The sequence below is a fragment of the Luteolibacter sp. Populi genome, from assembly GCF_040801775.1.
In the GTDB taxonomy this organism is placed as follows: Bacteria; Verrucomicrobiota; Verrucomicrobiia; order Verrucomicrobiales; family Akkermansiaceae; genus Haloferula.
In genome coordinates, this window is the sequence record NZ_CP161812.1 from 2,931,805 (window position 1) to 2,956,959 (window position 25,155).

The 25,155-nt window shown below is 63.9% G+C and carries 19 protein-coding genes; 4 read left to right on the forward strand and 15 right to left on the reverse strand.

Features of this window, described 5'->3' with window-relative positions; translation table 11 throughout:
• Window positions 1-191 precede the first annotated feature (191 nt).
• Window positions 192-1,124 (reverse strand): type I phosphomannose isomerase catalytic subunit, encoded by a 933-nt coding sequence (locus tag ABWK72_RS11815; protein ID WP_367874994.1) that lies wholly within the window; start codon window positions 1,122-1,124, stop codon window positions 192-194.
• 161 nt (window positions 1,125-1,285) lie between these two features.
• Between ABWK72_RS11815 and ABWK72_RS11820 the strand changes: the two genes are divergently transcribed.
• The 4 genes from ABWK72_RS11820 (at window position 1,286) to ABWK72_RS11835 (ending at window position 8,641) form a co-directional block, all read left to right on the forward strand.
• A complete protein-coding gene (locus ABWK72_RS11820; protein WP_367874995.1) occupies window positions 1,286-3,754 on the forward strand; it encodes a DNA translocase FtsK 4TM domain-containing protein in 2,469 nt (822 codons plus the stop codon).
• A 452-nt stretch (window positions 3,755-4,206) separates the two neighbouring features.
• A complete protein-coding gene (locus ABWK72_RS11825; protein ID WP_367874996.1) occupies window positions 4,207-6,060 on the forward strand; it encodes an ATP-binding cassette domain-containing protein in 1,854 nt (617 codons plus the stop codon).
• A gap of 99 nt (window positions 6,061-6,159) precedes the next feature.
• On the forward strand, window positions 6,160-6,564 hold the full coding sequence (locus ABWK72_RS11830; protein ID WP_367874997.1) for a hypothetical protein: 405 nt from the start codon (window positions 6,160-6,162) through the stop codon (window positions 6,562-6,564).
• A gap of 19 nt (window positions 6,565-6,583) precedes the next feature.
• Window positions 6,584-8,641 (forward strand): hypothetical protein, encoded by a 2,058-nt coding sequence (locus ABWK72_RS11835; RefSeq protein WP_367874998.1) that lies wholly within the window; start codon window positions 6,584-6,586, stop codon window positions 8,639-8,641.
• A gap of 33 nt (window positions 8,642-8,674) precedes the next feature.
• Here ABWK72_RS11835 and ABWK72_RS11840 read toward each other — a convergent pair whose 3' ends face one another.
• From ABWK72_RS11840 to murG, 14 genes are all read right to left on the reverse strand, one after another.
• Window positions 8,675-9,457, reverse strand: a complete 783-nt coding sequence (locus ABWK72_RS11840; RefSeq protein WP_367874999.1) for an SDR family NAD(P)-dependent oxidoreductase — start codon at window positions 9,455-9,457, stop codon at window positions 8,675-8,677.
• Between the two features lie 5 nt (window positions 9,458-9,462).
• The gene (locus tag ABWK72_RS11845) at window positions 9,463-9,885 is read right to left on the reverse strand and encodes a hypothetical protein (RefSeq protein WP_367875000.1); all 423 of its coding nucleotides are present in this window, start codon (window positions 9,883-9,885) and stop codon (window positions 9,463-9,465) included.
• Between the two features lie 31 nt (window positions 9,886-9,916).
• Entirely contained in the window at window positions 9,917-10,918 is a 1,002-nt protein-coding gene (locus ABWK72_RS11850) for a zinc-binding dehydrogenase (protein ID WP_367875001.1), read from the reverse strand.
• Window positions 10,919-11,069: 151 nt separating this feature from the next.
• Window positions 11,070-11,381, reverse strand: coding sequence for a Dabb family protein (locus ABWK72_RS11855; RefSeq protein ID WP_367875002.1), 312 nt, complete (start codon window positions 11,379-11,381; stop codon window positions 11,070-11,072).
• A gap of 54 nt (window positions 11,382-11,435) precedes the next feature.
• The gene (locus tag ABWK72_RS11860) at window positions 11,436-12,623 is read right to left on the reverse strand and encodes an ABC transporter permease (RefSeq protein WP_367875003.1); all 1,188 of its coding nucleotides are present in this window, start codon (window positions 12,621-12,623) and stop codon (window positions 11,436-11,438) included.
• A 79-nt stretch (window positions 12,624-12,702) separates the two neighbouring features.
• Entirely contained in the window at window positions 12,703-13,860 is a 1,158-nt protein-coding gene (locus ABWK72_RS11865) for an ABC transporter permease (RefSeq protein WP_367875004.1), read from the reverse strand.
• 16 nt (window positions 13,861-13,876) lie between these two features.
• Window positions 13,877-14,575 (reverse strand): ABC transporter ATP-binding protein, encoded by a 699-nt coding sequence (locus tag ABWK72_RS11870; RefSeq protein ID WP_367875005.1) that lies wholly within the window; start codon window positions 14,573-14,575, stop codon window positions 13,877-13,879.
• Window positions 14,572-15,816, reverse strand: coding sequence for an efflux RND transporter periplasmic adaptor subunit (locus ABWK72_RS11875; protein WP_367875006.1), 1,245 nt, complete (start codon window positions 15,814-15,816; stop codon window positions 14,572-14,574). Before ABWK72_RS11875 ends, ABWK72_RS11870 begins: the two co-directional genes overlap by 4 nt.
• 189 nt (window positions 15,817-16,005) lie before the next feature.
• Entirely contained in the window at window positions 16,006-17,748 is a 1,743-nt protein-coding gene (locus ABWK72_RS11880; RefSeq protein WP_367875007.1) for a cell division protein FtsZ, read from the reverse strand.
• A gap of 39 nt (window positions 17,749-17,787) precedes the next feature.
• Complete coding sequence (gene ftsA, locus ABWK72_RS11885) at window positions 17,788-18,999, reverse strand: cell division protein FtsA (protein ID WP_367875008.1); 1,212 nt, start codon at window positions 18,997-18,999, stop codon at window positions 17,788-17,790.
• 19 nt (window positions 19,000-19,018) lie between these two features.
• Window positions 19,019-19,990, reverse strand: coding sequence for a cell division protein FtsQ/DivIB (locus ABWK72_RS11890; protein WP_367875009.1), 972 nt, complete (start codon window positions 19,988-19,990; stop codon window positions 19,019-19,021).
• 26 nt (window positions 19,991-20,016) lie between these two features.
• A complete protein-coding gene (locus tag ABWK72_RS11895) occupies window positions 20,017-20,940 on the reverse strand; it encodes a D-alanine--D-alanine ligase (RefSeq protein ID WP_367875010.1) in 924 nt (307 codons plus the stop codon).
• Window positions 20,941-20,944: 4 nt separating this feature from the next.
• On the reverse strand, window positions 20,945-23,242 hold the full coding sequence (gene murC, locus ABWK72_RS11900; protein ID WP_367875011.1) for a UDP-N-acetylmuramate--L-alanine ligase: 2,298 nt from the start codon (window positions 23,240-23,242) through the stop codon (window positions 20,945-20,947).
• Between the two features lie 4 nt (window positions 23,243-23,246).
• The gene (gene murG, locus ABWK72_RS11905) at window positions 23,247-24,314 is read right to left on the reverse strand and encodes an undecaprenyldiphospho-muramoylpentapeptide beta-N-acetylglucosaminyltransferase (protein ID WP_367875012.1); all 1,068 of its coding nucleotides are present in this window, start codon (window positions 24,312-24,314) and stop codon (window positions 23,247-23,249) included.
• Window positions 24,315-25,155: the final 841 nt, after the last annotated feature.

The window sequence follows — 25,155 nt, forward strand, 5'->3', positions numbered from 1 at the left end:
CTCTGCCCCGCAGAGGCCACCGGAGCAGCGCTATCCATCACGCGATAGGAATCGGAACCGCCGTGCTCTGCTCCCAGCCTTTCCGTGCCCAAGCCATCAAGGGACCATTCTGCGGGCCAGTGGCTCCGCGCTCCCAGGGCAAGAGCCGTCCGTAAGGCATCACGGAAATGTGGGTAGCGGGCGGGGCATCTTCAGCCCGGGAGGGTGGTCCGGAGGATTGCTGATGGGAGCGTGGCGATGATCTCGCCGCCGCCTCGGGGGAGGAGGAAGAAGTCGCCTTTTGAGAAGCGTGAGGTGCCGCAGGTGACTTGGCCTTCCGCGACGGAGAAGATGGAGAAGCGCCCGGGCTCGCGGTTTCCGGTGCGTTCTCCGGCGGCGAGGGTGAGCTTCTCGACGCGGAAGTATTCGCACTCGGCGATGACGGAGCCGCGCGGGGTGTCCATCTCCGGCTCGAAGTCCGAGAAGTCGATGCTGGCGAGGGATTCGGCGACGTGGAGGGCGCGGGGCTGGCCATCGAGACCGAGGCGGTTCCAGTCGAAGACGCGGTAGGTGGTATCGCTGTTCTGCTGGATCTCGTGGATCAGGAAGCCGGCACCGATGGCGTGGAGGCGGCCGGAGGGAATGAAGATGGATTGGCCGATCTCCGGTTCGATGGCGTGGACGCAGTCGGCGACGGTGCCGTTGGCAATGGCTTCTTCGAAGGCCGGGCGGTTGACTCCGGCTTTGAGGCCGACGTGGAGCTTGGCGCCCGGGTCGGCTCCGGCGATGTACCACATCTCGGTTTTCGGGTCGCCGCCGAGGGCCCCGGCGAGGGCGGCGGGCGGGTGGACCTGGATGGAGAGTTCGTCGCGGGCGTCGAGGACTTTGATGAGGATGGGGAAGCGCTCGCTGTCCGGAAGGCCGCTGCCGAAGATTTCCTCGCGATTTCCCGTCCAGAGTTCGTGGAGGCTGCGGCCGGCGAAGGGGCCGCTGCGCACCACGGATTGCTCTCCTTCCCGGTCGACGATTTCCCAGGACTCCCCGTAGGGCGCGGTGTCGGGCAGGGTGCGGCCGTATTGGCGCTCCAATTCACGCCCGCCCCAGACGCGCTGCATGTAGAGGGGCTCGAAGACGATGGGTTCCATGGGGCTGAATTTGCCCGCGCGAGCGTGCCGCGCAAAGCGCTTCCTCCGGCAACGGGTCAAAAAGCTGGCTTTTCGTAAGGATTCCTATACTATCGGCCTTCCGAAAACAATCTTGCCCCTCAGGCCCTTGCGGGGGATGCTGGCCGGGGGAAAAATCCGGCATGGCCAAGAGTGACAATCGCAAACGGGGTGAAAAACCCGAACCGCCCCGATGGTCGAACGAGGTCATCGGGATCGTGTTGATTTGCGCCGGGCTGCTGGCCTTCCTGTCGGTGATTTCCTACACGCCGAAGGATTTGAACGACATCGGCTTCCTGGAGGGATTCGCCAGCAAGCGGGGTGCGGCGGAGCAGACCCACAATTTCATCGGGCGGATCGGTGCGGTCCTCGGTTTCGCGCAGGCGGCGCTATTCGGGGCAGGCGGCTACATCGTGCCGCTCGCCTTGATCTGGCTGGGGGTGGTGAAGCTGGTGTTCGACGGACGGCTGTGGCCGCGGATCATCATTGGTTTCACGGTGCTGGCCCTGAGTGGAGCCGCCTTTTGGCAGGTGTGGAGAAATCTCGATACCGTGGACCTCACGACCCATGCCGGCGGCTTGCTGGGCTGGCTGCTGGGCGGAAAGGTCTTCCTGCCGCTTTTGAATCAAACGGGATCGCTGATCGTGCTGCTGACGGTGCATGTGATCGCGGTGATCCTGCTGACCGGCCAGCCGCCGGTGAAATTCCTGAAGGGCTGCCACATCCTGATGCTGCGCCAGATCGCGAAATTCCGCGAACGCCGCGAGGCCGGGGAGATGCAGGCGGCGAAGGTGGACCTGCGCAACAGCGAGCGGAACATGGAGCGCGAGCAACGCCGCAAGGAGCGCGAGTCGGGGAAGACCGCCGCCGTGGCCGCGACCGCTGCCGCCGCGGCCAATCCGCAGCAGGAACTGGGGCTGCGCGAGACGCCGAAGCCGCAGATCTTCGATGCCTCCCAGCGCAAGACCGAATCGCCGAAGCCGGGGGACAAGCCCTTCGAGCGCAAGCCGAAGGCGGAAGGCCACCTTTCACTCTCGACCGCGGGCTTCGAGAACTACGATCTGCCGGGCTTCGACCTGCTGGATCCCGATACCGGGGAGGAGGCTCCGGAGGCGAACCGGGACGAGCTTTTCGCGACGCAGCGGATCATCGTCGAGACGCTGCGGGCCTTCGGGATCGAGGTGACGCCGGGCGACATCACGCGCGGCCCGACGATCACGCGCTACGAGATCTACCCGTCCACCGGCTTGCGGGTCTCGCGGATTTCGCAGCTTGAGGCAGACCTGGCCCGCGCGACCTGTGCGGAGCGGATCAACATCCTGGCGCCGATTCCGGGCAAGGATACGGTGGGGATCGAGCTGGCGAATTCGCAGAAGGTCTCGGTGCCATTGCGCGAGCTGCTGCAGGACCCGGAATTCCGCTCGGCGAAGAAGAAGATCCCGCTGGCGCTGGGCAAGGATGTCTATGGCAAGACGGTGATCGGCGACCTGGCGGCGATGCCCCACTTGCTGGTGGCCGGTGCGACCGGCTCGGGCAAGTCGGTGTGCATCAATTCGATCATCGCCTCGATGCTGTTCAAGTTCGGGCCGGACGAGCTGCGCTTCATCATGGTCGACCCGAAGGTGGTCGAGATGCAGATGTACAACAAGCTGCCGCACTTGGTGGTGCCGGTGGTGACCGACCCGAAGAAGGTGGTCGCGGCGCTGAAGTGGGTGGTGAACGAGATGGAGAAGCGCTACCGGGTCTTCGCGAAGACCGGGGTGCGGAATTTCGATGCCTTCAACCAGCGGGTGCGGCCTGAGAAGGTGGAACCGGTGGAGGAGGAAGCCCCGCCGTGGAATGCCGATAACGAGGTGAGCATGGAGGAGATCGAATCGATCGCCCTGGCGCTCGAGTCCGGGGAACTCGGCGGCGAGGCGGAGGAAGACGAACTGCCGATCGAGGAGGACAAGATCCCGGATCGCTACCCTTACATCGTCGTGCTGATCGACGAGCTTGCGGACCTGATGCAGACCGCGCCGGCGGATGTGGAAATGTGCATCGCGCGGATCGCCCAGAAGGCGCGTGCCGCGGGCATTCACCTGATCATCGCTACGCAGACGCCGCGGGCGGACGTGGTGACCGGGATCATCAAGGCGAACATCCCCTGCCGGATCGCCTTCCAGGTGTCCTCCGCGCTGGACTCGCGGGTCATTCTCGACACGAAGGGTGCCGACAAGCTGGTGGGCAAGGGCGACATGCTCTACCTGCCGCCGGGCTCGGCGAAGCTGGAGCGCTCGCAGGGTGCCTTCGTTTCCGACGAGGAAGTGGAGCGGCTGGTGATGCATTGCGCGGCGCAGGCCTCCCCGAATTTCGAGTCCGATATTGTCCGCTCGATCAACTCCGGCGGCGGCGATGAGGACGACGAGGAAGAAGTCTCTGCGGCCGACGAGGATCTGATCATGAAGTGCATCGACGTGGCACGGCAGGAGCAGAAGTGCAGCACCTCCCTGCTGCAGCGGAGGCTGCGGCTGGGGTATACCCGGGCGGCGCGGATGGTGGATATTCTGGAAGCGCGCGGTGTGGTGGGGCCCGGGGACGGGGCGAAGCCGAGGGAGGTTTATTTGAAGTGAGGGTGGTTTAGGATTGTTCGCGCCCTTTACTGTGCCCCTCGCAGGCTGCATTGGGACACATCTCCGTGATGCCAGACTGACGGCTCTTCCCCTGGAAGCGCGAAGCTACCCGGCCCGCAGAAGGGTCCCTCGCTGCCGTGGACACGTGAAGGTAAGCAGCGGAGCGACGGCGCTTTCCACCAACGCAGCGCGATGGATAGCGCTGCCATGGACCATTCTGCGGGGCAGAGCCTCCGCGGTCCCGGGGGGCAGGCATGGGGCGGGACCCGATGGGGTACTGGCAGAGCATGCTGGCGCAGTCCACGGCGGCTGGCACTGGCAGTAGAAGCCTTGCGGCGGTTGTCCGATGCTGCATTTGCGTGAGGGACCGCCGCCGTGACATCGTTTCTTGCTGGCCCTCGCAGGATTGGGCGGCTTTCTTGCGTAGGCATCCGACTTCACCCATCGCACCCGTGCTCGAACTTCAGGACGTTTGCTTCACCATCAAGAAAGACGGCGAGTCGATCAATCTCGTCGATCTGGTCAATATCAAGGTTCCCCGGGGGCATTTCATGGCCATCGTGGGGCCCTCCGGCTGTGGCAAGACGACGCTGCTCAAGACCATCGCCGGGCTGAATCCGGAGTCTTCCGGCGGCCTCTATTGGGAGGGCCGGAATCTCTCGGTGGATGGCGACCTGGACCCATCGGACATCGGCTACGTGCCGCAATTCTCGATCGCCTACGACCCGCTGACGGTCGATGAGTCGGTGGAAGTCGCGACGAAGCTGCGGGTGACGGTCCGCGACAATGAGGAGCTCGACCAGCGGATCGACCGGGTGCTGGAAGAGACCGGGCTAGCCGCGATCGCGGACCGCCAGGTGAAGGTGCTCTCGGGTGGACAAAAGCGCCGGCTCGGGCTGGCGACGGAGCTGGTCTCCGATCCTAAGCTTTTGCTTTGCGACGAGGTGACCAGCGGGCTCGACCCGCGCTCGGAGCGGGAGATCGTCCGCCTGCTGCACGACCTTTCACGGCGGGAGGGGCGGATCGTCCTCTCCGTGACCCACTCGCTGGCGCACCTCGAGCTCTACGATTCGATCCTGGTGATGCACGAGGGCCGGGTGGCTTACCACGGGCCGCCGGACCAGGTGACGCATTATTTCTCGGTGCACGACACCGAGGAAGTTTATCCGAAGCTGGCCACCCAGACTTCCGAGCGCTGGCAGAGCTCGTGGATGAAGCACCGCGATCCTTATTACATCAAACTGGATAAAACGCGGAAGAAGCTGATCGACTCCGGCGCGCTGCACCTGCCCCCGGAAGCGCCGGCCCCGGCGGTGAAGGCGGCGCCCGATCCGGCCTCGCCGGTGGCGACCGCTCCCATGGAGACCCCGGCGACGCCTTCCAGCGTCGCCGCCGCGGCGGTCACGAAGGAGGAGGAGAACTTTACAGAGGCCGACAAGATCCGGACGCCGGGATTTTTCACGCAGTTCATGACCCTGCTCTCGCGGCGCTGGCGGATCTTCTTCCGTGACCGCGGCCAGGTTTTCCTGCAACTCGCGATCCTGGTGTGTTTCCCGGTGCTGGTGACCCTGTTTTCGGCGAATGCCAACAGGCCGATCGCCAGCCTTTCGGACACCCGGCAGGTCAACATCGTCGATGACGCCATGGAGCAGCAGAGCGTGAAAAAGGACCAGATCCTGGTCGGATCCTCGGTCTCCGGGATCATCATGTTCCAAGTGATCCTGCTCTCGCTGATGGGCTCGAACAACGCGGCCCGGGAGATCGCCGGCGAGCGCCCGATCTTCGAGAAGGAGAAATTCGGCGGGCTACGACCCTCCGCCTACCTCGCCAGCAAGATTGCGTTCCTCGCCTGCCTGGTGCTGGCGCAGTCGCTGTGGATGGCGGTTTTCGTGAATCTCTTCGCGCCCTTCCGCGGCGGGACCGGGGGATTCGAGAGTCACATCATGTTCCTTTTGCTGATCAACGGGGGCATGACCGCGATCTGTCTGGGGATTTCCGCACTGATGCGGACCGCGGAGCAGGCATCCCTGCTATCGATTTATCTGGTGGGCTTCCAGCTGCCGCTTTCCGGGGCGGTGCTGGCGCTGCCGGATTCGGTGGAGATCGTGACCCAGAAATTCATTTCCGCCTACTGGGCTTGGTCGGGAAGCGTCAAGGCATTGGAGGACAAGACCTTGAGCGCGGTGACTTCGGTCATCGACACCGGATTGGCCGAGCGTTCGGAGTGTCTTTATATGTTGGGTTTCCACGTTGCGGCCGGATTGACAGCCGCCTGGATCGGCGCGCGCCGCCACCAGTGGGACTAACCGCCGAGAAAAAGGCGTGAATCCGCCGGAATTTCGTGGAAAGTTGTACCCGCCCCGGACGTTTAACCGCAAATCCCACGCCCTAGCCTCACCCATATCATGGCACGCCGCGCCAGTTCAGGAATCAGCCCCGTCCTTCTCATCGGGATCGCCGTCTTCGTCGCCGTTGCTTTCTTCGGCGGAAAGGCCCTTCTCGGCAAGAAGCAGGAGTCCTTCGCCGGGACCAGCGCGATCGACATGGGCGACTTCCTGGAGAACGGCAACTCGCTGCGTGACAACGAGTATGTGATCGAGGGGACGGTCGAGGAAAAATTCACCCGCGACTGGAGCCCGAATCAGGTCGTGAGCTTGCAAGTGGAGAGCCCGGGGCGCACCGAGTTTGTCGGCGTCGAGATCCCCTCCGAATTTTTAAAGGTCAACATCGAGCGCAAGCAGCGCTACGCCATCAAAGTGAAAGTCCGGCAAGGCGGGATCCCCGTCGCGACCGGCATCAACCGCCTCTGATCCCCCGCGCCGCAACGCCATGAGAACTCTTGTTTCCCTCGCCCTTCTTGCCGGTGCCGCGATCGCGCCGGCGCAAGTGCTGCATCCCGACGTTCGCGACAAGGTGACGGAAAACCCCGGCCAGAACCAGGGCGGCGGCAACACGACCGAAACCACCCAAGGCGGCGGCCAGCAGCCGGAGAAGAAGAAGGAATCGCCGTATGGCAACGACCTGCCCTTCTTCGATCCCTCCGGCGAGACGGTCTCGTGGAACGGCCACACCTGGGCGGCAACGGACAACCGCCTGCTCGCGGCGCGTTTCGAGCGCTATTTGAACGAGCCCGAGGAGAACTCCGAGGCAGCCAAGGAGTATCGCGATACCATTTCCCAGATCCTCGAACAGGTTTCACCGCATCATAAGGGCGGACCGGACTTCGCCGGCGGCGTGCGCTTGCTGCCCCGGGCCTCGTCGTTTCCAGCGGATGCGAAGCTCTGCGACTCGCTTTCCCAGGCGATCTACACCGCCGTCCTGGCCAAGAAGGACGTGAGGGCCACCCAGGCCCTGAACACGGCGATGGAAGATGAGAAGCAACGCGTGATCCGCAATGGCGACATGATGGCCAAGGGCAATCGCAACGGCCAGCGCCGCTCCGTCGGCGGGGGTGGCGGCGGCGGGAACAACAATAACAATCAGAACAACCAGAACAATAATCAGAATAACAATAATAATAACAACAACCAGAACCAAGGCGGCCAGGGCGGCGCCAACGACGATGATCCGACCACCGGCACCGGGACCGACTCGCTGGAATACCGCGAGAGCCAGCGCCGGATCGACGAGATCGAGGGCCTGAAGAAAGAGAACATGGCCAAGGGCGAGATCCAGATCTTCCAGGCCAAGGTGCAGTACCAAGCGCTGATGATGCAGCTCTTCGTCCAGCGCCGCTTCGAGCACGTGGTCATGGCCTCGCGCTTCTACAACCAGATTTTCAAGGACGGGGACAGCAAGCTGCACATCGACAAGAAGTCGGACATGTCGAAGCTGTTCAGCGAGAGCATGGGCACCAGCCCGACCGTCTCCGCCCTCGACTCACTCGCCAGCGAGGCGATCCGCGATGTCGATCAAGGCGTGGAGGCCTTCAAGTTCCTCTTGGAGAAGAAGGAATACCAGAGCGCTGCGAAGCGCCTGAGCGAATCCTACGTGGTCGGCGAGTACATGCCGACGATCCGGACCCTGCCGCGCGACGACAAGCGCAAGGTCCTGGAGTTCGTCCGCGAATCCTACAAGCTGCTCGCCGCGCTCGATTCCAAAGACTACGCGACCGCCAAGACGCTCACCGCCAAGCTCAAGGAGAGTGCCGGTGATTTCGATTCGACCAAGGCGGATGCGGCGATCGCAACCTACACGCGGGTCAGCAGCATGCACATCGATTCCGCGAAGCTGGCCGCGTCCAAGGGCGACAATGAGAAAGCCAGCCAAGAAATCCAGAAAGCCATGGAAGTATGGCCGCAGAACCCGAAGCTGGCCGAATTCGACAAGCTGGTGGAAAGCGGCAGCGGCCTGGCCGTGGCCAAGAACGACTTCGACCGCCTGGTGAGTGAGGGCAACTACCGGGAGATCTTCCGCCGTCAGTATGAATTGGCCCCGTCCATCGCCGGCGACAAGAACCGCGAGGATGCCTTCAAGCAGATCATCACCAACTTGGCCAAGATCGAGCAGGCGATCGCCAAGGCCAAGGAGTTTACCAAGGCCGATCAGGAGGAAGCCGCTTGGGAGCAACTGGCCGTCCTGCGCAAGGACTTCCCCGACGATCCCATCCTGGGTGCCGAACTGGAGAAGCTCGCGCCCGAGGTGGCCGACTTCACCAAGGCCATCAAGAAGGCCCGTGACTTCGAGGATCGCAAGGACAAGCAAACCGGATCCGCCCTCGCTTGGTATCTCAAGGCCCGCTCCATCTATCCGAAGAGCGAGATGGCGGAAGAAGGGATCGACCGCATGCTCAAGGAGATCCTCCCCGGCGACAAGTCTTCGACCCGCGAGGAAGAGTCTTCCTCTTCGTTGAAGAAGGATGACAAGGCGATGTCTGCGAAGGAGTGAGGTGGGAGAATTGCTCTCGGTGAAGAGAGCGTTCTATTTCTTGGGCACGGCCTTGACCGCGCCCACCGAAATCCCGCCGTCGACCAGCAAGGTCTGCCCGGTCATGTAGGCACTCGCGTCCGAGGCCAGGAACACGAGCGTCCCGTCCAGATCCCCCGGCGCACCCGGCCGCTTCAGCGGAATCCGGTCCGTCAGGTAATCGACCCAAGTTTGGTCCTCATACATTACCGCGTTCTGCGCGGTCTTGAACCACCCGGGTGCCAGGCAATTCACGGTGATCCCGTGCCTGCCCCAGTCATCGGCCAAGCTCATCGTAAGCTGCTTCACCCCGCCGCGACTCGCCCCGTAGGGAGCCAGGCCCGCGTAACCGTTCACGCAGGTCACCGAGCCGATATTGATGATCCGCCCGTAGCCCCGCTCGACCATCTTCCGGGCAATCGCCTGGGCCGTGAAAAAGACCCCGCGCAAATTGGTATCGAGGATCAGGTTCCAATCCTCCCAAGTGACCTCCAGCGCCGGCTTCCGCACGTTGCAGCCGGCGTTATTGACGAGAATATCGAGCTTCCCCGCAGCCGCCCACGCCGCTTCCGCCGCGGCCTCGATGCTGGCTTGCTCGCGGACATCGAGGACCACCGGCCAAGTCTTCCGGCCGAGAGCTTCGATCTCCGCCACGGTGGCATCCAGCGAGGCCAGCGTTCGGCTTGTGATCACCACATCCGCCCCGGCGCGAGCGAGAGCGAGCGCAAAGCCTTTGCCAAGCCCGCGGCTGGCTCCGGTGACAAGGGCGGTTTTTCCGGTGAGGTCGAAGAGGTTCATTCAGTTCAGTTGTCGCGTTGCCGGACCCACTGCTGCATATGGGCTTCCGTCTCGTCATAAATTTGGCGCACGGCCTCTAGCTGCGTTGCGCGGTCCAGCTCCAAAAGCTCCGCATTCATTGCATCCAGGTATTCCAGCAAGAAGCGGTGATACTCTTGTTGACAAGAATCGCAGGCGAATTGGTCCCCCGGTCCACCGATAATCATATCGAACGTACTAACTCGGCCTAACGCTTTCTTCCCGCAGTAGCTGCAGGACGCCAACGCCACGGCAGCCATTTCATCCTCAGCGATCCGGAGAATCTCGGCCTCATAGCACTGCTCGCAAACCGGTCGGCCCGCGATCTCACCCGGTTCGACAATCTCGCGATGGTGCTTCCCGACATATTTCGAGCACCGGCTACAAAAGGTCCTTTCCAGTGAGTCCATCGCTCGGATTAGTACGGTTCCCACTCGCGCTTCATTCATCCACCACCAGCACCTTCAGCGCGCCCGGAGCCTTCGCCTTCACGAAAGCCTCGGCCCCGTGATCGAGCGAAACCGCGGCGGTGATCAAAGGCTTCACCCGGATGCTGCCCGAGGCAATCGCCTCGAGAGCCTGCGGATATTCCCCGGCGATGGCACAAGAGCCCAAGACGTCCAGCTCGCGGGTCACCACGATCTGCAGCGGCAGCGGCACATTCGGCGAAAGATTGCCGACGAGAACCACCCGGCCGCCCTTGCGCACCGAACGGATCGCAAGATCCACCGTCGGCGCGGCACCCACGACTTCCATCGCGATATCGACAAGGAGGGGAGGCGTCCCGCTTCCCGAAAGCCAGGTTTCATCCGCCCCCAATTCTCTCGCCAGCGTCAGCCGCCCTTCATCCAAATCCACCGCGATCACCTTCGCCGCACCCGCCCGCTTCAGCGCCTGGATGACCAGCAAGCCGATCAGTCCCGCACCTACCACAAGCACCGTACTTCCCAAAACATCACCCGCCCGCCGGACAGCGTGCAGCGCTACCCCCACCGGCTCCGCGAAGGCCGCTTCTGCAAAAGACAGCCCCTCCGGCAGACGATGCAGAATCCGCTGGGGCACCGTCAGGTATTCCGCGAAAGCTCCGTCCCGGCGGAACTCCGCACAGGACACGCCCACCACCTGACGCGCATCGCAGAGATTCACCCGCCCTTCCCGACAGTAGCCGCACTTTCCGCACCACACCGTGGAATCGAAAGTCACCCGGTCCCCCGCCTGCCATGCGGTGATCCCCTCGCCCACCGCATCGATGATCCCGCTGGCCTCGTGACCCATTACGATCGGCGGGATGCGGCGGCCGCTGCTGCCGTCCATCCCGTGGAGGTCGCTGCCGCAGATCCCGCAGGCCTTCACGCGGATGCGGACCTCGCCGGGGCCGGGAGACGGTTGTGGAAGTTCGACCAGCGCGAGTTCGGAAGGGGCGACGAGTTGGAGAGCTTTCATGGGTTGCAATAAGGGCGGCCTCGCTGGAACCCCTACCGGGGTTCAAATCCTCTACGTTCAGGGTCCGGTGGTTTTCGCGCTATCGCGCCCGACCACCGGCTACTCTGTTCTCCCTCCGGGAGAAAGAAGGGTCCATTCCGGCTAGATGAACTCACTTCATCTTCCGCTCCAGATCCTTCACCTCCACCTTCGCCCACCAGTCCTTGAAGCTGTTGATGAAGACGTAGTGATCCGGATCCTCCTGATAGATGTCCTGCGCCTCCACGGAGGGGAAGGTCATCGTGGTGGCGTAGTCCCAGGATTGATCGATCACGGGCCGCTCCATGACCTTGGCCGGCACGGCCCAGAAGCCACCGGTGCAGCCCTTCACTTTGAAGAGATCGTCGAGCCCGGCCTCGAAGGCCTTGAGGTCGGCCTCGTTCTTGCGCTCTTCCTTCAGCCAGAAATAGACGTGGTGTTCCATAGCGAGCCGTGGTTTAGCCGCGGCAGCCGGACGCGGCAAGAGCCGTGCGAATCATCACGATTCCCGCAGCCCCGAAGCAATCGGCAGCCGCGCCGCGCGGATCGCGGGCAAGATCCCTCCAACCAGGCCGATCAAGGTGGCGAACATGATCGCCATCAGCAGCAGCATCGGCGTGACGCTGAATGCGAAGGTCACCTGGCTGAAGCTCGAAAAGTTCATGGTCGAGGCCCGGTAGCCGTCGAAAAGCAAGTAGGCCGCGAGCGCGCCGATCGCGCCGCCCGCCAGCGATAGTACCACCGACTCCACCAGAATCGAGACTACCACCGGACCGCGTCCGAAGCCGAGCGCGCGCAGGGTCGAAATCTCCCGCGTCCGCCCCGCTACCGCGCTGTACATCGTGTTCAGCGCCCCGAAGAGCGCGCCGACCGCCATCAGGCTGGCGATGAAGAAGCCGATCGTCGTGATGAAGGTGGTCATCATCTTCGATTGCTCCGCGTAGAAATCCGCCTGCAACTGCGTCTTCACGGTCAGGCGCGGATCGGCCGTCAGCGCATCCTCGAACTCCTGGAACTTGTCCTTGGACTCGAGCCGCACGGCCACCGACTGGAAGCCGTCGCTGCGGTTGTAGGCCGGGGCCAAGACATCTGCGTCCGCCCAAATCTCGGATTCAGCGACACCGCCGGCCGCCGAGAAGACGCCAACCACCTTCCAAGTCACCTGCCCCATCTTCACCTCGCTGCCGAGGTCCAGCCCGGCGAAGGACCTCACGGCTCCCGCGCCCACGATCACCTCGTTCTTGCCCGGTTCGAAAGGCCGGCCTTGCTCGATCTTGATGTTCCCGCGCACGTCGTAGGCCGTCTGCTGGATCCCGCGCAGCGGCACATTCGCGTCGGTGTTGGTCGAGCGCTTCGGCAGATTGATGATCACGAACAACTCCGCGGAAGCGAGCGCCCCGCTTGCATTCCGCGCGATCCCCGGCGCATCCGCGATCATCCGCGTCACGTCCCGCGCCAAGCCGCTGGCCATCTCGTTCTCCGCACCTTCGCGCAGAACGATCGCCACCTCGGGCGAGGCGCTATTGACCAAAGAGGCGCGGAAGCCTTCCGCTATCGCCAGCACGCCCACCAGCACGCCCACCACCCCGGCGATCCCGATGGCCGCCGTCAATGCCGAGCCCAGCCGCTCGGGAATCGAGCGCAGGTTGAAGAGCGCGACGGCGATGATCTGGCGAAAGGTGGACATGGATTCTGAAATCTAAGATTTGAAATTTGAGATCCGAAATCTGGAATGACAGCGGGAGCGTGGAGTGCCTTGCCAGCTCTCAACCACCCCTGCGCAGCGCTTCCGCAATTTGCAAACGCATCGCCTGCCACGCGGGGATGATTCCGGCCACCACGCCAAGCGCGAGAGCGAACAAGGCCCCCGCCACCAGCGTCGGCTTCGGCATGTAGACCGTCGGCAGCATCTGCGGCGGCTCCATCGTCTCGACGATCAACCACGCCAGCCCCAGGCCGGCAAAGCCACCGAGGATCGCCAGCAGGCACGACTCCAGCAGCACCAGGATCAGCACCCGCGAGTTCGTGAAACCGATCGCCTTCAACACCCCCAATTCCTCGGTCCGTTCTCTAACAGACTGGCCCATCGTATTCCCGGCCACGATCAGGATGGTGAAAAACACCGCGCCGACCACCGCCATCGTGATCGCTCCGATGTCCCCGATCTGGTTCGCGAAACCTTGCACGAAGGCAGCCTCCGCCTCGGTCTTCGTCTCGTACGGCGAGTTCGCGAATTCATCGTCGATCTTCGCCGCGATTTCCGCAGCGCGGTCGGGATCGGAAATCTTGATCGAATACCAGCCGACCATCCCCTTGTCCCGCTGCCGCGCTTCCTCGAAGTAATCGTAGCGGAAATAGAAGCCGGTCGTGTCGGTGGCCTTCTTCGCGCCATCATAGATCCCCACGATCTCGAACTCCCACTGCTCCATCCCCGAGGGCTGGCCCCAGATCGCGGACTTCAGCGGGATCCGGTCGCCGATCTTCCAGCCGAAGCGGGCGGCGGACTTGCGCCCCACGATCGCGCCGATGCGGGTGTTCTGGAAGGCCTGCTTCTCCTCCGGCTTGATGATGAATTCCGGAAACATCTCGAAGAGATCCTCCGGCACCACCGGGCAGGTGAAGATCATGTTCTCCGGCTTGTCCTGATAGACGCCGCCGAACCAGGTATTGTGACACACCGCCTTCACCCCCTCCATGCCCTTGATCCGGGCATAGTAGGACTGCGGCAGGGTCATGATGAAGGAGATCTTGTGGCGCAGCATCAGCCGGTCCTGTCCCGCCAGCTCCACGCCGCCGGTGAAGGCCGCCTTGATCGAGCCAAGGAAGGCGAAGAGCATGAAGGCCACCATCACCGAGAGGAAGGTCAGCACCGTGCGGAGCTTCTTCCTCTTCAAACCGGCCCAGACCAAGTGCAGGAATTTCATGGTGCGATGGGAAGGGTCAGTCGACCGGCTTGTCGGAAAGCTGGCCCTTGTCCAGATGCACCGTGCGGGTCGCCCGCGCGGAGGCATGCGGATCGTGCGTGACCATGATGATGGTCTTGCCGTGGTCCTTGTTGAGGGATTGCAGCAGCGTCAGGATCTCATCGCCCGACTTGCGGTCCAGGTCGCCCGTCGGCTCGTCGCAGAGCAGCACCGTCGGGTCGGTCACGATCGCCCGCGCGATCCCGACCCGCTGCTGCTCGCCCCCTGAGAGCGTGCGCGGGAAGGCCTTCACGCGATGCGAAAGTCCGACCGCATCCAGCGCCGAGGCCACGTGCTTGCGGCGGTCCGCCTTGCTCAAATGAGTCAGCAACAAGGGCAGCTCGACATTGCGCTCCGCCGTCAGCGCCGGCAGCAGATTGTAGAACTGGAAAACGAAGCCGATGTGCCGCGCCCGCCAATGTGCGAGCTGCGTATCCGAAAGCTGGTCCACCCGGTCCGCGCCGATCTGCACGCTCCCGGAACTCGGCCGGTCGAGCCCGCCGATCAAATTCAGCAGCGTCGACTTGCCGGAACCGGAAGGCCCCATCAGCGCGAGGAACTCGGCCTCTTTCACTTCCAGATCGAGGCCGGCAAGCACCTCGATCTTCTCCGAGCCGCGCATGAAGGTCCGGGTCACCCGGTCGATTTGGACGAGTGTCTTGCGGGAATCGCTCATTGTCGTTTTTCTACTTTGACGGCACGGCCCTCGGCAAGCTCCGCCGGTGCATCCAGCACCACCTGATCGCCCGCGGCAAGCCCGGCGGTGACCACCAGGTCGTCTCCCCGCGGTCCGCCGAGGCCGACGGCGCGGCGCTCCACCTTGTCATCGCGGACGATCCAGACCACGCCCTTGCCCTTCTCTTCCTTGACCGCGGACTTCGGCACCACCAGGGCATTTCCGGAAGGAGCGTCCACGACCTCCTCGCTCTTGAAGGCCACCTTCACGCCCATCTGCGGGAGAATCCGCGGGTCGAGCTGATCGAAGCCGACGCGAACTTTCACCGTCGCTTTCTGGCGATCCGCGGTCGGAATGATCGCGATCACCTTGCAGGGAATTTTCCATTCCGGGTAAGCGTCGAGCGTCGCCTCCACCGGCTGCCCGGCCTTCACCCGGTTGATGAAGCTCTCGCCGACATCCACCTCGATCTCCAGCGACTTCATGTCCACCAGCGTGCAAATCCCCGTCCGCGTGAATCCGCCGCCCGCCGAGATGGGTGAAATCATTTCTCCCGGCTGCGAATCCTTGGTCGTGACCACTCCTGCGAAGGGCGCGCGGATGATCGTATCGTCGAGCTGCTGCTTCCAATCGTCGAGCTGCCGCTCCGCCACCGTGATCTCCGATTTCAACCGCTCGATCCGCGCGCGAAAACCGCGGGCCTCGGACTCGGCCCGCTCGAAAAGGGTCCGGCTCACCGCCCGCGATTTCTCCAGGCCGGTCATCCGCCCGAGTTCCGCCTCGGCATAAGCCAGCCCCGGCTCGGACTCCGCCAGCGCGCGCTTGGAAGCCTCAAGCTGGGCCTCCGAGAGCCGCAGGGCCGTCAGGACATTCGAGTCATCGAGACGCGCGAGAACCTGATCCTTCTCCACCTTCATCCCCTCCTCCACCAGGATCTCCTTCACCTTGCCGGTGATTTTCGAGGAAACCGTGGCGTCGAGCCGGGTCGTCACGTAGCCGGAAGCATTGAGCAAGGTGCGCGCCGAACTGCCGCCGGCCCCGGACTCCACCCGTGCCACCGCGGTCTTGACCGTCAAGGACTTCGGCCCCCATTTCCAGTACGCTCCGGCACCACCGCCGATCAGCAGGATCAGGAGGAAAATCCACCAGCCCTTGCCACCTCCTCCACTGCCGGAATGGATCGGAGCATGCGAGGATCGGTCGATACGCAGGGCGTCGAGGCTGGACGGCTTGGCTTCCATGGATCGGCTGGCGGCGAACATGGCTTCTGTTGGAGCGAATGCAAAGCCCGTCTGCGCGGATATGCTGGAAGTGGCAGGTCAGCCTCTCCTCAACTCTTCCACATCTCCTGAAGCCATAAGGCGCAGGGACATTTCTGTCCCTGTGCGCCGGTCCGGTGCCTGCGACAATAAGGTCGCAGCTCCTTACCCTCACCGCTTCTTCCTTAGAAACGCCGGCACATCCAGATCCTCGCCTTCAAACAAGGTCGAAGCCGCGCCCTCGAATTTCCCGCGCGGCCCGCCTTCAAAACTCAGCTCCGGCTGCGCCTTCCCGGGAAGCTTCCCCTTCGGCAGCACTGGCCGCTCCGCCGCGGAAGGTTCCTCGAGTTCCGCGAAGGCTTCTTCCAGATCATCGAAGACGCCGGGCAAAATCACCGGGGCTTCCGCTTCGTTCTCCTTTGCAAGCGCGGGTGCCTCCGCCTTCTCCTCATCGTCGATCGGGAAGAACGCCGGCTCTTCTTCCTCTTCCGCCACCGGCGTCACCTCGGGTTCCGCGAAGTCGTCCCCGATCACCGCTTTGGCCACCGGTTCATCCTCGTCGAAACTCGCGAAATCATCGTCCTCCACAACCGTTGCCTGCCTCGGAATCGAGCGGTCGATCGTGAAAGGCGAGGGCTCGGGCTCCGCGAAGGGCGCTTCCTCAAGCGCCGGGGACGGGCGGGTGAACTCGGCCACCACCGGCCGCGGTTCCGGATCGGAAAACAGGCTGGCCGCGGTCGCCGCTGGAGTCACCACTGGCTTCTTCTCGCGGACCGGCGCGCGGACTACCACGGGCTCTGGCTCCGGCTCGGGTTCTGGCTCGGGTTCCGGCTCAAGTTCTGCCACCGGCTCAGGCTCAGGCTCCTCTTCCTCGATATCGAAGCCCACGGTCGGCTCAAGGATGGTAGGCCGCTCGATCGGCGAGGTCCGCGGCATGTGCAGGCGGTCTTCCGGCAGCGAGCTCACCATCGTGATGCTCAGGTGATCGCCCATGCTCGGATCGACGGCGGCACCGAAGAGCACGTGCGCCTTCTCCGGGACGTGCTTGGAGAGGCTCTGCATCAGCAGCTCGATCTCATAAAGGGTCAGGTCTTCCCCACCGCACAGGTGGACGAGCACGCTCTCCGCATCCTTCAGCAGCGCGCCTTGATCGAGCAGCGGGCTGTTCAGCGCGTTGCGCAGCGCCTTCTGCGCGCGGTCCTTGCCGCTGGCGATGCCGGAGCCGAAGAGGCAGCGGGAACGCGTCGTGCGCAGCGCCGTCATCAGGTCGTCCAAGCCGACGTTGATCAGGCCCGGGCGGATCACCAGGCGGATCACCGCCTTGATGCTCTCCGAGATCATGCGGTCGGCGGCAGCGAAGGCTTCGTGAATCCCTTGCTTGGCCAGCACCAGGTCACCCATGCGGGTGTTGTCGAAGGTCACCAGCGCGTTCGAGAGCACCGCCAGTTCGTTGAGGGCGGTATCCGCCTGCTCGCGGCGGCGGCGGCCTTCAAAGCTGAACGGCATCGTCGCGAAGACGACCACGAAGGCCCCTTCTTCCCGTGCGATCCGGCACACGATCGGTGCCGCACCGGAGCCGGTGCCACCGCCGAGACCGACGCAGAGGAAAACGATCTTCCGGCCCTTCAGCGCGGCGCGCACTTCACTCTCCGCTTCAAGCACCGCCTGCTGGCCGAGCTCCGGATCACCGCCGGCACCCAGGCCCTTGGTCAGATTGCGACCGAGCTGGATGCGGTCGCGGGCGACCGATCCGGAGAGCGTGCGGATGTCGCTGTTGATCGCCAGCATCTCCGCCCCGTCCATGCCGTCCAGGACGACGCGGTCGAGCATGTTGGTCCCCGCACCGCCGAGGCCGACGATTTTCACGGAGGAGGAGGGGATGGTATTCTGGGCGTCGCGTGGGAATTCGATCATGGCATTCGAAGGTGGTCGGTTGGGTTGCCGGATGAGGAGTTATCGTGAAAAAGGCCAAAGGACATTGCCGAGCTTGCGGAAGACGCCGCGCTTCGGCTCGCGCTCGGCCTCGATGATCTGGGCGTAGCGGATGAGACCGATCGCGGTGGTGAACTGGGGGTCCTTGAAATTCGCTTGTACGCCGCTCAGTTCCGGCGGCTCGGGGCGGTAAATATCGCGTTTGAAGACATCGTGCGCAAGCTCGCCGAATCCACGCATCAGGCTGGTCCCGCCGGAGAGGAAGACCCCGGTGCCGATCCGCTCCACCGCGCCCTGGGGCAGGCGGCGCTGCAGCAGGCGCAGGGTTTCCTCCAGGCGCTGGCGGATGATGTCGTTGAGCAACTGGCGCTTCACCTCGGCCTCCGCGAAGCCCTTCTCATCGGCCACCTTGATCAGGCCGACCGAGCGCGCCGGATCGGCTGAAGCATCGCCCTCGCGGACCTTGAGAATCTCCGCCTTCGAGAAAGCCAGGCCGGTCACCAGGTGGATGTCATTCGTCACGTGGTCGCCGCCCACCGGGATGCATCCGGCGGCTTCGACCGCACCATCGAGATAGAGCACGTAGTCGGTCGTGCCGCCGCCGATGTCGATCACCAGCGCGCCGCGTTCCTTGGCCTCGCGATCGAGCGCAACTTGGGCGGACGCGATCGGCGAGAAGACCAGATCGTCGATATCCAGCGGCATTTCCCGCACGCACTTGATCTGGTTCTCGATCCGCGAGCGGATGCCGTGGATCACGTGGAAATCGGCGTCCACCGTCTTGCCGCTCAGGCCGATCGGGGAGGTCGCATGCTCGAAGCCATCCACGCCGTAGCGGCGGATGATGTGGTGCAGGTAAACATTCTCCGGCGGAATCGCGACCGCGCGGGCGATCTCCTTCGCTTCCTGGACGTGCGTCGGCGCGATCACCGATTCATCGTCCGGCAGGCGGAAGCTGCCACGGTTGTTCACGCCTTGGATGTGGGAGCCGGTGATCGCCAGGTAGACGCTGCCGATCTCGACATCGCTGGCGTCCTCCGCCTTGACCAAGGCGTCCTTCACGCAGGCGCGGACCTGGGGGAAATCGTAGATCTCACCCTTCTTCACGCCCACGGATTTCGACTGGCCCACGCCCAGGATCTTGACGGAGCCATCCGACTTCACTTCACCGACCACCATGCAAATCTTGCTGGTGCCGATTTCGAGGCCGACGTGAATCTTCGAGCGAGACATGGAGGTGGAGGAGGTGGGATCAGCGGTTGAGGAGATTGTGCAGATCGCGCGCGCGGCGATCGGGCGCGGCCGGACGGCCAGGCTCGTCGATGAGGATGGCGCGAGGCGTGCCGTCGCCGCGCAGGAGCACGGGGATGTTGCGCTCGGGAATCAGCTCGATCGAGGCGATCTGCTGTTCTTGTTCGCGGGCGTGGTCGAGGGCGGACTTGAGATCGGTCATTTGCCGTTCGTGATCGCCCAGACCGAAGGACGCCTTGGTGCCATCGCGAGAGATCAGCTCGAGCGACCACGCGCGGTCCTGGCGCAGCGAATAGATCCACCCTTCCGCGCCGGGCATCTGCTGGCAGGCCACGATGTAGAGGCGCCGCAGGCGGTCGAATCCGGGATGGGTGATTCGCCGTCCCGCGGTGACCGGTTCCCCGCCCTCGCCGAGCTGCAGGACGGGCAACATCGCAGCCTTGGACAGCGAGGCCGGCGGGCAGTGGAAAATGAAACCCATGCGATCCACCACCAGACCCTTCTCCGGATCGCGCGCCGGGATCCCACGCTCGGTGCCGGAGACCCAGACATAGGGCTCGCGGGCGACCACCTCGACCACCAGCGTGCCCGGAAACTCGCGGCGCACCGAGGCACCGGCGATCTCCGGCAGCGCGCGCAAGGTCGACTCGATCTCGTCCGAATCGCACTCGAAGAGGCTGCCGTTGATGTCGATCCCGGTGACCTGGATCAGACGGCGTTCATCGAGCGCCGCATTCGGACTGAGCTCGATCGCCTGCAGCCTGAATTCCTTGTTCTTCACCAGCCCGTGCTGGATCAGCTCGCGGATCCCCCAGACTGCCGCAACCCCGAACGCCACCATCATCGCGAACTTCACCAGCCGCCGGCACGACTTCAGAAAGCCGAACCAGAGGATGCGCGGCGACAGGACATTCACCTGCAAACGGGTGAGCTCCTTGCTGTGACGGACGCGGGTGGTGCGCTTCTTGAACATGGGTGTAGCAGTTCAGGGTGGACCGCTCAGTCGGAGCGGATGGCCAGGGAAAGTTCGGCGATGCGGAGGCAGAGGGCGGTGAAATCGATGCCGTGCGCCCCTGCGGACTTCGGCAGCAGGCTGGTCTCGGTCATGCCCGGGATCGTATTCGCTTCCAGGACGAAGGGATGGTTCGCGGCATCCAGCAGCACATCGACCCGTGAATAGACTTCGATGCCGAGCGACTTGTGGCCGGCCAGCGCGGCTTCCTTCACGCGGCGCGTGGTGACCTCGTCGAGATCCGCGGGGCAGTAATAGTCGCTACCGACACCGCCGCTCAGCCACGGGTACTTGTTCGCCATGTCGTAGAATCCATCGCGCGGCGCGATGTGGACGATCGGCATCGCCACGTTGTCGAGAATCCCGACCGTGAGTTCTTTCCCTTCGATGAAGGCCTCGACCAGGATCTCGTTGCCATACTTGGCCGCGGTCTCCATCGCCGCGAGAGCCTGGCTCGCTTCCTTGACGATGGTCACGCCGACGCTCGATCCCTCGCGCGGCGGCTTCACCACGAAGGGCACCGGAATCGATGGCAGCTTCACGCCATTCGAAACGTCCACGATCTCCGAGGCGGGAGTCGGCACGTCGGCCGCGATGAAGCGGTCCTTCGCGAGGTTCTTGTCAAAGGCTAGACGGCTGCTCGCCACACCGGCACCGGTGTAGGGAATCCCGCGGCCTTCGAGGATCGACTGAAGCTGGCCATCCTCACCGAAGGTGCCGTGGATGACGTTGTAGGCCAGCTCGACGCCTTCCGGCAGGTCGAGATCCTTGCTGGTCACATCGACGCCGGTGGCCTTGCAACCCGCCGCCTGCAGCGCCTTGAGCACGGCCTTTCCGGAAGCCAGCGAAACTTCGCGCTCCGAACCGGGACCGCCCATCAGGACGGCTATGAGGAGATCTTGGGGGATCATGTCTTTAAAAAGTGAAGTCGTCGTCTCCGAGCACCTTGACCTCGGTTTCGAGTTCGATGCCGCGGGTTTCGCGGGCCTGCGCCTTGATCCGGTCGATCATGGCAAGCACGTCGCTTGCCGTCGCGCCGCCGCCGTTGACGATAAAATTGCCGTGGACTTCGGAGACCCGCGCGCGGCCTTCCGTGCTGCCCTTCAGCCCGAGTTCATCCACCAGCTTGCCCGCCGGAACGTCGGTGGGATTCTTGAAGATGCACCCGGCACTCGCGGCCACCGGCTGGCTGGTGCGGCGCTTCGAGCGCGAGGCATCCCAGCGTTCCTGGATCGCCTCGGCCGTGTCCGGCTTGCCCTCGAAGATCGCCTGCAGCGCGAAGTTGCGGCGCAATTCCGGCACGTCGCGGTAGTTGGCGACGATTGCCTCGCGCGAGCGGGTGCGGATCTCGCCGTCTTCATCCAGGAAAGTCACCGTGACCACTTGGTCGAAAGTCTCCGTGCCCATCGCACCGGCATTCATGCGCAAGGCCCCGCCGACATTGCCGGGGATGCCCTCCATCCACTCGAAGCCGCCGATCCCCGCGGCCTGCGCGACGCTGGCGACCTTCTTCAAGCGCACGCCGGCACCCGCGATCACCTTGCCATCCTCGGCCCGGCATTCGGAAAAGGCTCCGCCGCTCGGATGAATCACCGCGCCGCGGATCCCGCCGTCCCGCACCAGCAGGTTCGAGCCGCGGCCGACCACGCGCATCGCGATCCCGCGCTCGCGGCAGCAATTCACCACCGCCGCAAAGGCTTCGAAGGTGTGCGGTTCGATCCAGAACTGCGCCGGGCCGCCGACCAGCATCGTGGTATGGCGGCGCATCGGCTCGTAAAGTTTCGCGTCGATATCGCCGCGCGGGGCCGCGCTGACGATCTCTTCCAACACCTTCAGATCGTTGCCGATCCGGGTGCCGGCTTCATGGACATTGCCCGCGCCCAGCGTGATCAGCAGGTCGCCGGGTTCGAGGAAGTTACCCACCGCATGGTGCGCCGTGCCGAGGCAGGGCAGCGAGACCACGTGATCGCCACCGAGCTTCTTGGCCGCTTGCACGATCGTATCGCCGGTCACTCCGGGGATTGGCGGCTCGCTGGCGGGATAGACATCGGTCACGAACACCGAGTCCGCGGCTTGCAGCACCTTGCCGAAATCATCGGCCAGCGCCTGGGTGCGGGTGTAGCGGTGCGGCTGGAATAGCACCACCACGCGGCCCGGCTTCAGCGAGCGCGCGGTCTGCAAGGTCGCCGCCAGTTCGGTCGGGTGGTGGCCGTAGTCGTCCACGATCCGCACGCGCGAGGAAAGATACTTGGTCTCGAAGCGCCGCTTGGCCCCGGCGAAGGAATTCAGCGCCCGCGATACGAGGGTGAAGTCCGCACCGAGGCTGTCCGCGGTGGCGATTGCCGCCAGCGCGTTGAGGACATTGTGCCGCCCGGGGATGCCGAGCTCCACATCGCCCAGCATCTCGCCGCGGCGGACCACGGTGAAGGCGGTGGCACCGCGCAGTTCGCGGATCTCGGCGGCGGTGTAGTCGGCACCGGACCAGCCGTAGCTGACTGCATTCGCGGACTTCGTGGCGACCTCCGTCGTCACCGCGCACTCCTTGCAATACACCACCGGACCCGATGTCTGGCTGACCAGCGTGGCGAAGACTTCCTTGATCTCGTCGAGGTCCTTGTAGTGGTCGAGATGCTCGGCCTCGATGTTGAGAATGATCGAGCAGGCCGGCTTGTAGAGCGCCAGGGTGCCGTCGCTCTCGTCGCCTTCCGCGACCATCCACTCGCCGTCTTCCGACCACTTGGCATTCGCGCCGAGCACCGGGATTTCCGCGCCGACGTAATGGCTCGGCTGCAGCGCCGCCTCGCGCAGCGCGTGAGCGATCATCGAGGAAGTCGTGGTCTTGCCGTGCGTGCCGGAAACCACGATCCCCTTTTTGGTGTGCAGGATGGCAGCCAGGCATTCGGCGCGGCGGATCACGGGCACGCCCGCAGCCGTGGCCGCGGCGTAGGCCGGGTTCTCGGGACGGATCGCGGAGGAATACACCACCACGTCCGAGCCCTTCACCGCCTCCGCGGTGTGCGGCGAGGAGAAGACCAGACCGAGGCGCTGCATCCGCTCGGTCTCCGCCGAGGTGACCTTGTCCGAACCGCTGACGCGGTGACCCATGCCGAGCAGCAGCAGCGCGAGTCCGCTCATGCCGGAACCGGCCACCCCGATGAGGTGGACGCGCAACGGGTGTCCGCGGTCGGTCAGCTTCTGGCTCAGGTCGTTCATCTCTCTATTTCCGGGAAAGGGTCGCTTCGATGGCGTCGCAAACGCGGGCGGCGGCATCCGGCACGGCCAGCGAACGGGCCGCTTGTGCCATGCGGCCGCGGGTTTGCAAGTCGCTCATCAGGGTTGTGACCCGGGCGGCGAGTTTGGCGGCATCGAGCGCGGCTTCGGGCTCCAAAAATGCGGCTCCGGCTTGGGAAAAAACCTCGGCGTTGCGCGTCTGGTGATCGTCCGCGGCGAAGGGGAAAGGCACCAGGATCGAGGGCAGCCCGAGGAATGCCAGCTCAGTCATGCTCGAGGCCCCGGAGCGCGACAGCACTGCATCCGCAATTGCATACGCGGAGGGCATGTCATCGCAGAAGCCGATGACCTTGTAGCCCTCTTGATTGCCCGCCTCTTCCTCGACGCGCTGCTGGTCCCCCGGACCGGCGATGTGCAGCACCTGCGTGCCCGGCGGAAACTGCGGGAAAGCCTGCGCGACCAGTGAATTCAAGCGCCGCGCGCCCTGGCTGCCTCCGGTCACCAGCAGCGTCGGCCTGGTCGGATGCAGCCCGAACTTCGCCGCCGCGGTGTAGCGGTCCGGCAGGTCGCGCATCTCGGCACGGACCGGAGTGCCGGTCTGGACCACTTCGCTACCCCTGAAATAAGGACGGGCGGGTTCCATCCCGATGAAGACTTTCGTGCTGAATTGCGCCGTCAAACGATTGGCCTTGCCGGGCAGGGCATTGGAGTCGTGGACGAAGGAAGCCAGCCCGGTCTTCTTCGCGGCCCAGACCGGAGGCAGCGAGGTAAAGCCGCCCATGCCCAGCACTGCGTCCGCCCCGAACTCCCGGACCACCTTCTTGCAGCGGCTGCCACTGCGGCAGAGATGCCACAGGAAAGGCAGCATCTTCAGCGAGAAGGTCGCTGGCTTGCCGATCGCCGGGATCGTATCGAATTGATACTGAGTGTATTTCCGCCGTGCTTCCTGGTCGATCTTCTTCTCGGACACGAGCAGCAGGACGCGCCCTCCGCGCGCAGCCCATTCCTCCGCCACGGCCAAGCCCGGGAAGAGATGCCCCCCGTGCCGCCGCACGCGATCACCAAGGACGCCTTACCGCCAGTACGTTCCATATTCCCGTGTCCCGAGACCCCCAGCCATAGGCGTCGAGCGGCGACACCTGAGAATGCAACATTTCTTAAATGTCAGGCAATCCCGAAAACCAGCAGTTAGAAGGTTTCTCGCCTCTCCCTGAAAATCCCTAACGCGAGCACAGCCCCGGCAGAAAGGCCGGTTTTGGGTAGAATACCCGGACTCTCCCGGAGACTAGGGATACAATGCTGTCATTTCAGCAAAACCAAATGATCCGCACATCTTTACCAATTTTCACTCTTCTCTCATTTCCAAACCCTTACAGCCACAATGAAGCCGCCCACCACGAATCGCCGGAAAAGGAAATCATAACTCGACTACGCGATGACGTGTCGCAAATCATCTTGCCGACCCGCAATTTTGGGTGTTGTATCACGTCGTTCCCAGCGAACCTCCCGAGCCCCAAAGGACGCCCCCCGACCTGAAGGCAAAAGAGAAAGTAGACGAGCCGACCGCGGGAGTCCCCCAATCCCAAAGCCGGCTCGCCCACAAAACCGGCTCACTTTCCCCCAAGTCAGCGAGCCGGAAGATTTCCCCTGGTATCGTGTGTGTTAATTAGTGTGTGTTAGTGTGTAATGTCAGCCGCCCGGCGGGTCACTTCCCCCGATCCGCCGGGCGGACTGCCAGAACCAAGCACCAAGCCCTGAGCCGCGAACCTCGCCGATGCTTGCCAGCCCGGGCTCCCCTTTTCCTCCTGTGGGAGAGTAATCCCTAAGGGGGTTACCTTAGAGGGATAACCTTTGCGTGCCGTTTGGGGCTACGGGTGGCGTGCCGTTCGGGGCAC